This is a genomic window from Microbispora sp. NPDC049633 (genome assembly GCF_040675265.1).
GTDB classification, from domain to species: domain Bacteria; phylum Actinomycetota; class Actinomycetes; order Streptosporangiales; family Streptosporangiaceae; genus Microbispora; species Microbispora maris.
Map to the genome: position 1 here is coordinate 32,177 of NZ_JBFAOO010000050.1, position 12,636 is coordinate 44,812.

The 12,636-nt window shown below is 70.1% G+C and carries 14 protein-coding genes; 4 read left to right on the plus strand and 10 right to left on the minus strand.

The window, feature by feature from the left end; translation table 11 throughout:
- Positions 1-118 precede the first annotated feature (118 nt).
- Both AB0J39_RS15860 and AB0J39_RS15865 read right to left on the minus strand, forming a co-directional pair.
- Entirely contained in the window at positions 119-373 is a 255-nt protein-coding gene (locus AB0J39_RS15860) for a WhiB family transcriptional regulator (RefSeq protein WP_346229614.1), read from the minus strand.
- Between the two features lie 281 nt (positions 374-654).
- On the minus strand, positions 655-1,647 hold the full coding sequence (locus tag AB0J39_RS15865; RefSeq protein WP_363464783.1) for a diacylglycerol kinase family protein: 993 nt from the start codon (positions 1,645-1,647) through the stop codon (positions 655-657).
- Between the two features lie 87 nt (positions 1,648-1,734).
- Between AB0J39_RS15865 and AB0J39_RS15870 the strand changes: the two genes are divergently transcribed.
- Positions 1,735-2,145, plus strand: coding sequence for a hypothetical protein (locus tag AB0J39_RS15870; RefSeq protein WP_363464786.1), 411 nt, complete (start codon positions 1,735-1,737; stop codon positions 2,143-2,145).
- 97 nt (positions 2,146-2,242) lie between these two features.
- Here AB0J39_RS15870 and AB0J39_RS15875 read toward each other — a convergent pair whose 3' ends face one another.
- The 3 genes from AB0J39_RS15875 to sodN all read right to left on the minus strand — a co-directional run bounded on the left by AB0J39_RS15875 (position 2,243) and on the right by sodN (position 4,084).
- Complete coding sequence (locus AB0J39_RS15875; protein ID WP_363464789.1) at positions 2,243-3,043, minus strand: RNA polymerase sigma factor SigF; 801 nt, start codon at positions 3,041-3,043, stop codon at positions 2,243-2,245.
- On the minus strand, positions 3,043-3,468 hold the full coding sequence (locus AB0J39_RS15880; RefSeq protein ID WP_363464791.1) for an anti-sigma factor: 426 nt from the start codon (positions 3,466-3,468) through the stop codon (positions 3,043-3,045). Before AB0J39_RS15880 ends, AB0J39_RS15875 begins: the two co-directional genes overlap by 1 nt.
- A gap of 214 nt (positions 3,469-3,682) precedes the next feature.
- Positions 3,683-4,084 carry a superoxide dismutase, Ni gene (gene sodN / locus AB0J39_RS15885; RefSeq protein ID WP_169988168.1) on the minus strand — a complete coding sequence of 134 codons (402 nt, stop codon included), beginning with the start codon at positions 4,082-4,084 and terminating at the stop codon, positions 3,683-3,685.
- A gap of 84 nt (positions 4,085-4,168) precedes the next feature.
- On the opposite strand from sodN, the gene AB0J39_RS15890 reads away from it, so the two are divergent.
- Positions 4,169-4,483, plus strand: a complete 315-nt coding sequence (locus AB0J39_RS15890; protein ID WP_363464794.1) for a S24 family peptidase — start codon at positions 4,169-4,171, stop codon at positions 4,481-4,483.
- 25 nt (positions 4,484-4,508) lie between these two features.
- On the opposite strand, the gene AB0J39_RS15895 is transcribed toward AB0J39_RS15890, so the two are convergent.
- Positions 4,509-5,036, minus strand: a complete 528-nt coding sequence (locus AB0J39_RS15895; protein WP_363464797.1) for a CGNR zinc finger domain-containing protein — start codon at positions 5,034-5,036, stop codon at positions 4,509-4,511.
- Between the two features lie 296 nt (positions 5,037-5,332).
- Between AB0J39_RS15895 and AB0J39_RS15900 the strand changes: the two genes are divergently transcribed.
- Both AB0J39_RS15900 and AB0J39_RS15905 read left to right on the plus strand, forming a co-directional pair.
- Positions 5,333-6,496: an NADP-dependent malic enzyme gene (locus tag AB0J39_RS15900; protein ID WP_363464799.1), complete on the plus strand. Its 1,164-nt coding sequence runs from the start codon at positions 5,333-5,335 to the stop codon at positions 6,494-6,496.
- Between the two features lie 183 nt (positions 6,497-6,679).
- Positions 6,680-8,086 (plus strand): hypothetical protein, encoded by a 1,407-nt coding sequence (locus AB0J39_RS15905; RefSeq protein ID WP_363464801.1) that lies wholly within the window; start codon positions 6,680-6,682, stop codon positions 8,084-8,086.
- A 28-nt stretch (positions 8,087-8,114) separates the two neighbouring features.
- Here the strand turns inward: AB0J39_RS15905 and AB0J39_RS15910 are convergent, their stop codons facing one another.
- The 4 genes from AB0J39_RS15910 to AB0J39_RS15925 all read right to left on the minus strand — a co-directional run bounded on the left by AB0J39_RS15910 (position 8,115) and on the right by AB0J39_RS15925 (position 12,328).
- Positions 8,115-9,212: a hypothetical protein gene (locus tag AB0J39_RS15910; protein WP_363464804.1), complete on the minus strand. Its 1,098-nt coding sequence runs from the start codon at positions 9,210-9,212 to the stop codon at positions 8,115-8,117.
- Between the two features lie 167 nt (positions 9,213-9,379).
- On the minus strand, positions 9,380-9,664 hold the full coding sequence (locus AB0J39_RS15915; protein WP_363464806.1) for a hypothetical protein: 285 nt from the start codon (positions 9,662-9,664) through the stop codon (positions 9,380-9,382).
- A 68-nt stretch (positions 9,665-9,732) separates the two neighbouring features.
- Positions 9,733-10,914 (minus strand): hypothetical protein, encoded by a 1,182-nt coding sequence (locus AB0J39_RS15920; protein ID WP_363464808.1) that lies wholly within the window; start codon positions 10,912-10,914, stop codon positions 9,733-9,735.
- 286 nt (positions 10,915-11,200) lie between these two features.
- On the minus strand, positions 11,201-12,328 hold the full coding sequence (locus tag AB0J39_RS15925) for a trypsin-like serine protease (RefSeq protein WP_363464810.1): 1,128 nt from the start codon (positions 12,326-12,328) through the stop codon (positions 11,201-11,203).
- Positions 12,329-12,636 lie beyond the last annotated feature (308 nt).

Consider the following 12,636-nt stretch of genomic DNA (forward strand, 5'->3'; position numbering starts at 1 on the left):
GACGGACGGCCCTATGGGCGGGAGGCTCCTCGGCCGTCCCGGCCGGGGCCGGATGCCCCGCGATTCGGTGAATGCCATGCCCGGCATTCACCGAAGGCGTTCGCGTGCGGCGGGGGAGTCAGACGGCGGCGCGGGCGCGGGCGCGCGCGTTGCGGCGCTTGAGGGCGCGGCGCTCATCCTCGCTGAGCCCGCCCCAGACTCCGGCGTCCTGGCCCGACTCGAGGGCCCACTTGAGGCAGGACTCGGCGACCGTGCATCGCCCGCATACCTGCTTGGCCTCTTCGATCTGCATGAGCGCCGGACCAGTGTTCCCGATCGGGAAGAACAGTTCGGGGTCCACGTCACGGCAGGCAGCGCGGTGGCGCCAGTCCATGCGTTCCACTCCTTCGTAAAGTGGAGCCACCGTGGCTCCTCGTCAACTTTGTGATTTCTTTCACTAGCTGCTGCGAACAGCGACCCGGATCCTGGGTGAGGGGCCGGGTATGTCCGCGCGATCGCCGGGGCTCCTTACGGAGGCTGTGGTCTCCGTAAAGGTCCTACGTTCCGACGTCGTGTTCAGCTTTTCAGCCGTACCAACACCACACAAGAGGTTTGGGACAAGGTTTTGCCCGTCGTGGCTGTCGGATGCGTCACACTATGACTACATGTAACAGGTCAGACGAGAACTTGTAACGCGTCCGGGATAGCGCGGAAGATCACCCACTCGTGTTCCCCCAGGTAGTCGCCGTCGAGCTGGAAGGCGACCGGGCGGGAGGCGAGGAGGGTGAACTCGGCCTCGTCATGGATCTGAACGAGGTGTTTACCGCGCGGCAATCCCCGGTGTTCGCCGATGATCTGCCGGACGAGCGTGAGCATGGCCGGCAGGCTCATCCTGCGGAGCCCGAGCATGTCGAGCCCCGTCTCGAATCCGGCCCACGGCGTCGGGTTGATCGGACGTGTGCCGGCGTACGTCCACGGCGACGTGTTGGACACGATCGCCATGAAGATCCGATCCTCTGGCGGCCGGCCGGGACGGGTCAGCCGGATCGCCGGCCGCCGGCGGTCCGTCACGAAGAAGTGGCGAACCGTCGTGTTCACGTAGAGGGCGGGCAGGGCGCGATGTCCCGCGCTCCGCAAGCCCTCGACGGCCCGGACGACTTCGGCGTCGTATCCCAGCCCAGCACAAAATGTGAAATATCTGGACCTTTGCTGGTCAGGTGGCGCATCTGCCCCCGGATCCGGACCCGAAACCTCGTCATGCCAAATCGCCTGTCCCAAACCTATGGTGCGGCGGCGTCCTTCCCGCAGCGCCTCCAGGACGGCACCGGTCGCCTCGACCGGGTTGTTGGGCAGGCCGAGGGCGCGGGCGAAGACGTTGGCGCTTCCGCCGGGAATCACGATGAGCGCGGGCCGGTCGCTCGCGCCGCCGTCGGGACGGGCGTCCAGCAGGCCGTTGACGGTCTCGTTGATCGTGCCGTCGCCACCGAGGACCGCCACCGCGTCGAAGCCCTTGGCGTGCGCGGTGGCCGCGAGCGCGGTCGCGTGGCCACGGTACGCGGTCTCCTCGACCGACAGATCGACGGCGGCGCCGAGCGCCCGGATCAGCACGTCCCGGGTGCGCCGGTGCGTCGAGGTCGCCTTGGGATTGACGAGGAGGAGTGCCCGCATGCCTGAAGGTTAACGAACGGTTTACCGCTCGCGCCGGGTGACGCCTGCTCAATGGGGTGAGCGCCACTGCGGGTAGGGTTGGGCGGTGTGATCAGCAGTTCCGTGGGCCGTCCCGGCACACTCACCGTGGCCGCCGCAGTCCTGGCCGCAGAAGGCCTGCTCGCCCTCGTCCTGGGCGGCTACGTCGGCGTCGAGACCGTCGTCGGCGAGCCCACCGACGTGATCACCAGCATCGCCGTGGCCGGATTCGGCGTGCTCGGCGGTGCTGCGCTGCTCTGGGTGGCGCGGGGCCTGTGGCTGGTGCTGCGCTGGAGCCGGGGCCCGGCCGTGGTCACGCAGATATTCGCGCTTCCGGTGGCGATCAGTCTCATCCAGTCGGCGCAGTACGCCTTCGGCGTTCCGCTCATCGCCGCGGCGGCGGTCGCCCTGGTCACGCTGCTCGCGCCGGCCTCCACACACGCCCTGATGGGCGAGGACGGCGCACCCGGCGCGTCCTGAGCCGTGCGATCGGTGACCGGGCGCCGCCGGGGGGAGCGCGGCGTCGCGGTCGTCTGCCTGGCGATCGTCCGATCGTCCGGGCTCGGATGGGTTCCGCTCAGTCCTCGGCGGTGAGGCCCTCGCGGAGCTGGGCCAGCGTCCGGGCGAGCAGCCGGGACACGTGCATCTGCGAGATCCCCAGCTCGGTGGCGATCTGCGACTGCGTCATGTTGCCGAAGAACCGCAGCAGCAGGATCCGCTTCTCGCGCGGAGGCAGGCGCTCAAGCAGCGGCTTGAGCGACTCGCGGTACTCCACGCCCTCCAGTGACTCGTCCACGATGCCGAGCGAGTCGGACACGGCGGGCGCGTCGTCGTCGCCGGAGTCGGGCGCGTCGAGCGAAACGGTGGAGTAGGCGTTGGCCGACTCCAGGCCCTCCAGGACCTCCTCCTCGCTCATGCCCAGATGGGCGGCGAGCTCGGCGACCGTGGGCGCGCGGCTCTCCCGCTGCGACAGTTCGCTTATTGCCTTGGTGAGCGAGAGCTTCAGCTCCTGGAGCCTGCGCGGCACGCGGACCGCCCAGCCCTTGTCGCGGAAGTGCCGCTTGATCTCGCCGACGATGGTCGGAGTGGCGTACGTGGAGAACTCCACGCCGCGGGCGAGGTCGAACCGGTCGATCGACTTGATCAGCCCGATCGTGGCGACCTGCGTGAGGTCGTCGAGCCACTCGCCGCGGTTGCGGAAGCGGCGGGCCAGGTACTCCACCAGAGGCAGGTGGAGCTCGACCAGCTCGTCGCGGATGCGCTGCCGCCTCGGGTCGTCCGGCGAAAGCTCCGACAGCTCGGCGAAGAGTGTGCGGGCGCGTACGCGGTCCGGCACCGCCGAGTCGCCGGAGGTCATCGCACTCGTCCTTTCCGTCATCACGACGGCCTCGCCGAGCTCCGGCGCTTACGCAGCACGATCGCCAGATGATCGGCGTGGTCGGAGATCGCGTCCACGTCGTCGGCCAGCGCGGTCAGCACCATCCAGGCGAAGTCCTCCCGGTTGGGCGAGCTGACGCCCAGCGTGTTGACCTCGACGCGGACCGTCATCTCCGGGCCCGTGAGCTCGAACTCCGCGAGGAGATCCGTTCCGGGCACGGCGTGCCGCAGCAACATGGCGCACGCCTCGTCGACGGCGATGCGCAGGTCCTCGATCTGGTCGAGGGTGAAGTCGAGCCGTGCGGCGAGCCCGGCGGTGGCCGTGCGCAGCACGGACAGGTAGGCGCTCACGGCGGGCAGCCGGACACTCACAGCATCGCGAATCCCGGTCAGATCCACCGCAGGCGTCTCGGTTTCCTCGGTCACGTTCCTCCTCGCCTCTTCAGCCGGCTGAGTGCCGCTGACTGCAACCTACCGCCACTCGAGCGGTGCCGCCCCGGGCGGACGCGCTGATTGTGGCGATCCTTGGAGGTACCTGCACGTAAATTCCGTGCTACCGAATATGGAGTTTGTATGGGGCCCTGGGATGATCTGGCCCCGCGCGGCCCTGGAGGCCGTGCGGGGCCCGAGGTTCCGAGGCTCAGGCGGCCTTGGTCTCCCAGAAGATCTTGGCGATCTCGTCGATCTTCGCGAGGAGATCGTCGGCCAGGGCGGGGTCCACGGTGCCCTTGGCCCCGGCGGCGCCGGCCAGCTTCGTGGCGTCCCAGAAGAGCTGGTGAAGCTGGGGGTACTGCTCGAGGTGCGGGGGCTTGAAGTAGTCGGTCCACAGCACCCACAGGTGATGCTTGACCAGCTCGGCCCGCTGTTCCTTGATGATCAGCGCGCGGGTCCTGAAGACCGGGTCGTCGTTGTCGGCGTACTTCTTAATGATCGCCTTCACCGACTCGGCCTCGATGCGGGCCTGGGCCGGGTCGTAGACCCCGCACGGCAGGTCGCAGTGGGCGGACGCCTCGTGCCGGGGTCGCAGCAGTCGTGCGAGCATCGGAATCCTTCCTTAGGAATGCTGGTGACAGCACTGTTCCAGGACCGACCTTACTCGTCTCGAAATCACTGTGCGGAGGGGGATGTGCTCACCGCCGTGTGCGTGTCCGGCGATTCGATGCTGCCCGCGTTGCGGCCCGGGGACTGGCTGCTGGTACGGCGCGGCGCCCCGATCCGTCCCGGCGACCTGGTGGTCGCCAGGCGGCCGCACGGGCTGATCGTCAAGCGGGCCTTCCGGCTCACGGGCGACGGCTGGTGGCTGGAGAGCGACAACCAGTCGGCCCCGGGGCGCCGGGACAGCTGGGACTTCGGCGCGGTGCCCGAGGAGGACGTCGTGGGCAGGGTCGTGCTGCGTTACTGGCCCAGGCCGGCGCTGCGCTTCCCCACGCCGGCCGCCTGACCGCGCCCTTCTTCGGGCCGGCCCGTCAGGCGCCCCGCTTGCGCGCCCGGTAGGCGGCCACGTTCGCCCGGCTGGCGCACCGCTCCGAGCAGTAGCGGCGCGACCGGTTGGAGGAGGTGTCGAGATAGGCGTTGCGGCATGGCGCCGCCTGGCACATGCCGAGCCGGTCCACGCCGAGCCGGGTCACGACGCTGGCCAGGCCCATGACCGACCCGACCGAGAGGGCGTCGGCGACCCGGCCGCCCTCGGTCAGGTGCAGGTGCCAGGGCTGGCCGTCGTGCCCGGAGATCTGCGGATGCACGGGATGGCGGACCAGCAGCCCGTTGAGCCGCTCGACCACCTCCACGTCGTCGCCCTCCGCGGCCGCCGCGAAGACCCCCGCGAGTTCGTCGCGCAGCTCGCACAGCGCGTCGATGTCGCGGCGGGTGAGACGCGCGGCCGCCTCCGTACGGCCCGTCTCCTCCAGGAGGGCCCGCAGGGAGAAGGGGTTTTTGAGTTCGCCGCCCATGTTGACCAGCTGTACGGCCAGCTCGGCGTAAGACGTCAAGTCCACTGGGACGCCCAAATACGTAAGAGATCACCGGCAAAGCCGAGTATTACATGCCCGATGGCCTGGGGGAACACCTGAACGTGCAACGATATGTGACCCGATCCGGCCGGGGCGCGTGTCACATCCTGTGGCACAATCAGGGAACGGGTGACCCCCGTACCCCCTCAAGAGACGACCGTCAACGACGACGGCCTCCGGCGGCTACCGAAGCCAGGGCTCTCGTTCTCTTGACGGCGTCTACCGAAGGAACTCGTCCTTTCGACACTGGGGTCGCTGTGACCGTCACATCTTCTTCTTCCTTGGCATCTCTCGACCTGGATCCCGCTTTCGCCCTGCACCGCGGCGGCAAGCTGGAGGTCCGCTCCACCGTCCCGGTCCGCGACGCCGACGACCTGTCGCTCGCGTACACGCCCGGGGTCGCCCGCGTCTGCACCGCCATCGCCGACAACCCCGACCTGGTCAACGACTACACCTGGGTCTCCAACGTCGTGGCCGTGGTCTCCGACGGCACCGCGGTCCTGGGGCTCGGCGACATCGGACCGGCCGCCGCCATGCCCGTCATGGAGGGCAAGGCCCTGCTGTTCAAGCAGTTCGCCGGCGTCGACGCGGTGCCCATCTGCATCGACTGCACCGACGTGGACGCGATCGTCGAGACCGTGGTCAGGCTCGCGCCGTCGTTCGGCGGCATCAACCTCGAGGACATCAGCGCTCCCCGCTGCTTCGAAGTCGAGGAGCGCCTGCGGGGGCTTCTCGACATCCCCGTCTTCCACGACGACCAGCACGGCACGGCGATCGTGGTCCTGGCCGCGCTGCGCAACGCGGCCCGCCTCACCGGGCGCTCCCTCGGCGAGTTGCGCGCGGTGGTGGCCGGCGCCGGAGCCTCCGGCGTCGCCGTGTCGCGGATCCTGCTGAACGCCGGGATCGGCGACATCGCGGTCTCGGACTCCAAGGGCGTCATCCACACCGGTCGCGAGGACCTGAACCCGGTCAAGCGGGCGCTGGCCCGCGACACCAACAAGCTCGGCCTGTCCGGGTCGACCGAGCAGGCGCTCGCGGGCGCCGACGTGTTCGTCGGCCTGTCCGGGTCGACCGTTCCGGAGCACGCCATCGCGTCGATGGCGCGGGACTCGATCGTTTTCGCGCTGTCCAACCCCACCCCGGAGGTGGACCCCGCGGTGGCGGGCAGGCACGCCCGCGTGGTCGCCACCGGGCGGTCCGACTACCCCAACCAGATCAACAACGTGCTGGCCTTCCCCGGGGTCTTCCGCGGCGCGTTCGACGTCCGCGCCACGACGATCACGGAGAACATGAAGGTGGCGGCGGCGGACGCGCTGGCGGCCGTGGTCGGCGACGACGTCACCGAGCACTACGTCATCCCCTCGCCGTTCGACGCCCGGGTCGCCCCCGCCGTGATCGCCGCCGTCGCGCGGCAGGCCCGGGAGGACGGCGTCGCCCGCAAGTAGTCCTCCGGCCACCACCGGACGCCCGAGGGCCGCGAGCCGCGTGAACGCGCGGTGCGCGGCCCTTCGTCTTCTCCCTGTCAGGGCGCGTAAACATTTGGGAATGCCTTTAAGTCCTCACGGTTAGTGCTATAAAGAAAGCTCTCCGTAACCAAATCGGCTATTGCCTGTCCCGGTTGGAGAGCGATGCGACCTGACCCCAACCGCCTGCTCCAGCAGCACCTCACCGAAGCCGGACTGTCCCGCAAGGGGCTGGCCCGCCGGCTCAACGGTCTCGGCCTGGCCCGGGGGCTGCGGGGGATGCGGTACGACCACGGTTCCGTGCTGCGCTGGATCGGCGGCCGCAGCCCGCGCGAACCGGTTCCCGGCCTGCTGGCGGAGATCTTCTCGCTGCGGCTGGGGCGGCAGGTGTCCAGGGAGGACATCGGCATGCCGCGTGGAACGGTCCCCCTCGATCTGGGACGGGAGTTCCCCCATTCGTGGGAGGAGGGTGTGGCAAGCGTGACAGCACTGTGGAGGGCCGACGTCGAGCGGCGCAGGTTCCTGCTCGACTCCACTTTCGCCCTGGGAGCGGGTTCGGCGGGCATCGTCCGCTGGCTGGCGGCGCCCGACGGGGAGCGGCTCTCCGCGAACGGGCCGCGCCGCGTCGGGCCCTCCGACGTGGCCGCCATCCGCGAGGTCACCCGGTCGTTCGGCGAGCTCGACAACCGGTTCGGCGGCGGCAGCATCCGCGGCCCGGTCGTGCGCTACCTGCACACCGCCGTGACGCCGCTGCTGCGCGAGGGCGCGTACGGCGAGGCCACCGGGCGCTCGCTGGCGACCGCGGCGGCCGAGCTGACCCGGCTGGCGGGATGGATGGCCTACGACCTGGAGCAGCACGGGCTGGCCCAGCGTTACCTGATCCAGGCGCTCGGCCTGGCGCGCGGCGCGGGCGACCACGCCCTGTGCGGCGAGATCCTGGCCGGGATGAGCCACCAGGCCGTCTACATCGGGCATGCCCGGCATGCTCTGGAGCTGGCCAGGGCGGCGGTGGCGGCCGCGCGGCGCTCGGGGGTCGGGTCGCTGCTGGCCGAGGCCCGGGTGCTGGAGGCGCACGCCCTGGCCCTGCTCGGGGACCGCACGGCCTGCGGCGGCGCGCTGCACGAGGCGGAGGTCGCCTTCGACCGGCGGACGCCGCAGAACGAGCCCGGCTGGATCGGCTACTTCGACGAGGCCTACCTGGCCGCGAAGTCGGCCCACTGCCTGCGCGACCTCGGCGACGGGGCGCGGGCCGTACGGCAGGCCCGGCGCTCGCTGGTGATGGACGGGCGCTACGTGCGCGGCAAGATGTTCAACCTCTCGCTGCTCGCCACGGCCCTCATCCAGGAGGGCGAGCTGGAGGAGGCGTGCCAGGCGGCGTCGTCGGCCCTCGATCTCGCCGAGAACATCCAGTCGGCGCGCACGCGGACGTACGTGGCGGACATGTGCCGCCGGTTCGCGCCCTACGCCGCGGAGCCGCGGGTGGCGGAGCTGCTGGCGCGCGGCCGGGGCCGTGCGGGGACCAGGCAGAGCACGAGCACGCATGCCGCGGACAGGGAGGCGGTCGGCGTCTGAGGGCCGCCCCGCCGGGGCGCCTGGCCCCTCAGCCGGCGCGCCGGGCCGCGCTGTAGACCTGGAACAGCTCCCCGTCGAAGTACGGCGACAGGCCGGTGCCCGCGCCGGAGAGCCCGATGGTCAGGCCGTTCAGGTACCCCAGGCCGCGTACGCCGCGGTAGGCGGCCAGCCACGGCGACCCGGAGGCGGCGGCGAAGGCCGAGCGCACGGCGACCAGTTCGTTCGCGCTCCTGGACAGGTCCTGGGCCAGGAAGGGCCTGCGGTACGCCCGGGTGAGCCCGTTCGCGGGACGCGCGGAGGCCCGCAGGGAGTAGCCGAAGATGGCGAGCGGCCGGTCGACCGGCAGGTTGTAGGCGAGGCCCTGCCCGCCGACCTTGTCGCCGAGACGCCCTACGGGGAGCAGCCGGACGCCGGTGTAGCCGGTCGCGGTGCGGTACTTGGGGCCGCCGGAGAACGCGGCGTACTGCGCGGCGTCGCGCAGCGCGACGCGTTTGGGCAGCACGCCGGCGTGGACGCTGACGAACGCGTAGTCGCGGTCCAGGTCGCGGTACCTGGTGAAGTCGCTGTGGGCGAAGGCCTGGCCGCCGGCGTAGACGCCCCAGGGCGTGCCGCCGCCGGCGAAGCCCGGGATGAAGATCCAGTTCCGGTGCGGTGTGGCGGTGGAGCCCGCCGTGGACCGCGCGGCGTACACGCAGTGCCCGGCCGTCGCCACGAGATTGCGGTGGTCGGACTGCACGGACGTGCCCGCGCACCAGTGGGGGCGGCCGTCCGGGCCGACGTAGAAGACCTTGCCCGTCGTCCTCGGCAGGTTGACGTTTCTCGAGGGGCCGGTGGCCCGCCTGACCCCGGCGGCGGCGGGCACCACGCCCCGCACGCCGTCGGGAGCGGCGCCGTCGGCCGCGACGGGGGTGGCCTCGATCCCGGCCGGCGCTGACGCGGGAGTCGCGTCGGCGAGCGGGCGGCCGCCGTCCCTCAGCCAGTAGGCGAGCACCGAAGCCACCTTCGCGCCGGAGGCGAGGGGCGTCGTCACGGTGATCTCGTAGCCGTGAGCGGGTGCCGCCGCCCCGGTGACGAGCAACGCGGTCGTCGCCGCCGCACCCCACAGCGGGGGGAGGATGCGCTTCAACGGATCTCCTTGCTGTGTGACGTCTCCCGCGCCCCACACGTGAACGGGCTGCGAAGGAACATACAGCGATGGGGATCAAGTCGGGAAAACAACGCGGACGCTCGTCGTTCTCCCCGGAACGCCGAAGTGCCCCGCCGCGGCGCGGCGGGGCACTTCCTGGGGGGTGCTCAGCCCTGTGTCGTGAGGCTCGGAGCCTGCTGGGCGAACGTGATGACGATGTCCCGGCCGTCGGCGTAGCTGACCACCGGCCGCTGCAGCCTCTCACCCGCCATGCGGGCGGCCGTCTGCCACAGATCCACCATCTCCGGGCTGTCGGCGGTGATCCTGAACCGGCCCTTCGTCATGAGGTGTTCGGCGACGAGCAGCGAGAAGTTGGCCTCGCCACGCACCCTTTCCTCCGCGTCGAGGGGGGTTCGCCGGGAAGCGGGCTGCATTCCGGAAGGGTGGGTCATCGCTGATCTCCTCGTGATCGCCGTCCGCTCAGCATGCCACCCGAGGGGCGGCGCCGGGCGTCCGCGACTCAGGCGATGGAGCCGGACCAGTTGTTGGCGGCGGCCTTGTAGACACCGTAGGTCTCGCCGTCGAAGTACGGAGAGACGCTGGTGTCGATCCGCTTGTTGCCGTCGGTGTCGGAGACGCCGCTGGTGACGCCGTTGAGGTAGCCGAGCCGCTTGGCGCTGCTGTACCTCAGCAGCCACGACGAACCCGAGGAGCCCTGGCCGGTGAAGGACGACTTGACGCCCACGAGCTCCTCGCCCTTGACCGAGGGGGCCTTGGCGGCGAAGGTCTTGCCGTACGACCACTTGAGGGTCTGGCCGGTGAAGGCGTGGTTGCCGTCCGGGTGCGACCCGCTCGGGTAGCCGAACACGTAGACCGAGCTGCCGATCTTCTGGTTGTAGGCCAGGCCCTGGCCGCCGACGTTGGTCTCGAGCCGGCCGACGTCGGTGAACTTGACGATGTAGTACTTGCCGCCCCGGCTCTTGCGCAGGAAGCGGTCGTACTTGAGGTAGGTCTTCCTGTCGACCTGCTTCCAGTTCCACTCGGCGATGTTGCGCAGGTCGCCGCCGCGCCCCGCCTTGATGCCGTTGTAGACGGTCACGAAGGCGTAGTCGCGGTCGCCGTCCTCGTAGACGTCGAAGTCGTAGTGCGTGTAGGCCGTCTTGCCGACGTAGATGCCCCACGGCGCCTTGCCCTGGTAGTAGCCGGGGATGAAGACCCAGCGGTCCAGGGTGGCCTTGTTCGTCTTGGTGTCGTAGACGCAGTGCCCGGCCGTGGCGACCAGGTTGCCGTACTTCGACTGGACGGAGGTCGCGCTGCACCAGTGCGGCCTGCCGTCGCCGCCGCGGAAGAAGACCTTGCCGGTGGTGCGCGGCAGGTTGACGTTCTTCAGGGAGCCGCCCGACTTGCCGCCGCCGGTGGGCGAGACGGTGCCGGGCTTGCTGTCGGCGGACGGCCCGCCGGTCGAGACGTGCTTGGCGCTGACCTGGCTCTCGTACCCGTACGGGGTGGCGTGGACCAGGTTGGAGGCCTTCTGGTTGAGCCAGTAGGCGATGACGTTCTTCGCGGCGATGCCGCTCGCGGCCAGGGAGTCGGAGGCCGTGTCACCGGCCGCCTGCGCCGGGACCGCGATGGTGGCCCCGATGAGGCCTGCCGCGGCCACACCCCCGATGGGGACGATCAGACGGTTGACTCGGGTGTTCATAGAGCTCCAGGTGCTGTCGTGGCACGCCACATGCGTCCCACCCGTGTGTAAAGGGCTAGTAAAGACAGTACCTCTCGCCTTTATTCGATTTTTACGTGGTTTTGGGGGCACATCGGCCGTGACTTTTCCGTGACGCATGACAGCACTTGTCAGGACCGAGACCGTCTCGTGACATCAGTGCAGGTCCACTCGGATGCCTTCCGTGTCAAATCACGTACTGTGCGCAGCCGGATCGGATGGCAAGGTGTGACGTGAATCACATCGAGACCCCTCGCGGCGGGGAGAGTCAGCCCGTGCCCTGCCTGCTCGCCTGGGCGTACACCCGCTGCGTCAGCTGGTTGAAGTACGGAGTGGAGACGGCGTCGAGGCGTCCGCCGCCGCTGAGATTCCAGGTCAGGCTGGTGATTCCGGTGAGGTAGCCGGTCCGCTTGGCGGCGTCGTAGCCGATCACCCACGGGCCGCCGCTCGCGCCGGCGGTGAACGGGCAGCCCGGCAGCCGCACCCCGTGTTCGAGCTGCCATGTCGGCGCGCTGACGAACTTCTTCTCGGTGGTGCCGTCGCAGGACTTCACCGTCTGGCCGGTGTACGGGCGGCTGCCGTCGGGGTGGGCCCCGGCCGGGTAGCCGAAGACGGAGATCGGTCGTCCGGTCGGCTTGCCGGAGGCGAAGCGGAAGGCGCCCACCTTGTCCTCCAGGCGGCCCACGTCGACCGGCCGGTACTTGAGCCTGCCGTTCTCCACGTACGGCTGCCAGGTGAAGCCCCGGTGCACGGTCACGAAGGCGTAGTCGCGGTCGAAGTCGCCCTGACCGGCGAAGTCCTCGTGCATGTAGAGCGTGTGGCCGACGAAGATGCCGGAGGGGGCGACGCCGTCGTGGTAGCCGGGGATGAAGACCCAGTTGTCCACCGTCTTGTCCTGGGCCAGCGCGTACGCGCAGTGCCCGGCGGTGGCGACGAGGTTGCGGCGGGCGGAGTGCACCGCGGAGGCGGAGCACCAGTACTCCTTGTCGCCGACCTTGAAGAAGACCTTGCCCACCATCGGCGGGGAAGCGGCGGCAGGGGGCGCCGCGCCGCGCGGCGCGACCGCGCGCGGTGTCGCGCCCGCCGGACCCACCTCGACCAGGGAGGGGGTGCTCTTGGTCGAGGGCGACGGCTTCGTGCTCGGCACGTAGCTGCTCGCCTGCTTGAGCCGCTCCGGGCTCCAGTACGCCGCCACCCGTTGCTCGTCGGCCTGACGGGGGGCGAGGGGAAAGGCGCTGACCCCGTTCTTGCCGATGCCCGCCGCGGCGGAAACCGTTGTCGTGGTGACGCTGGACGCGGCGGTCGCGGGAACGGCGGGGCCCTGACTCCACAGCACGGCGACCGCACTCGCGGCGGCGACGACGCCACCGGCGGCGAGTGTCAGCTTCCTGGTCACCGTGGGACCTCTCGTTGTGGAGATATGGATAGTAGAGGGTGATTTTTCCAGATCCACACGGTTGTGGCATCCCTTCTTGCCCAGCTCGTTATGAATCCAGCGGAACCGATGTGGTCTGTGGTACGTCAGATTTCTTTGCGGTCCGGAGTGGGCGCTTGCCCCCGGGGGCTCCCTTGAGAACGCTGGTCACCAGCGGAAACGGGGGGATCGCATGAAACCGCTGCTTGTTGTCCTGGCCGGTGCGGCGCTGGCCGCCGGCCCCTCCGCCCAGGCATGGGCGCATCCCGGCGCGGCCGGCGACGACGGAA

Coding starts and splice junctions, on each gene's coding strand:
- AB0J39_RS15860 (WP_346229614.1), bottom strand. CDS start 373: ATGGACTGGCGCCACCGCGCTGCCTGCCGTGACGTGGACCCCGAACTG.
- AB0J39_RS15865 (WP_363464783.1), bottom strand. CDS start 1,647: ATGCGGGCACTCCTCCTCGTCAATCCCAAGGCGACCTCGACGCACCGG.
- sodN (WP_169988168.1), bottom strand. CDS start 4,084: ATGCTCGCACGACTGCTGCGACCCCGGCACGAGGCGTCCGCCCACTGC.
- AB0J39_RS15905 (WP_363464801.1), top strand. CDS start 6,680: ATGCGACCTGACCCCAACCGCCTGCTCCAGCAGCACCTCACCGAAGCC.
- AB0J39_RS15915 (WP_363464806.1), bottom strand. CDS start 9,664: ATGACCCACCCTTCCGGAATGCAGCCCGCTTCCCGGCGAACCCCCCTC.
- AB0J39_RS15875 (WP_363464789.1), bottom strand. CDS start 3,043: ATGACGGAAAGGACGAGTGCGATGACCTCCGGCGACTCGGCGGTGCCG.
- AB0J39_RS15920 (WP_363464808.1), bottom strand. CDS start 10,914: ATGAACACCCGAGTCAACCGTCTGATCGTCCCCATCGGGGGTGTGGCC.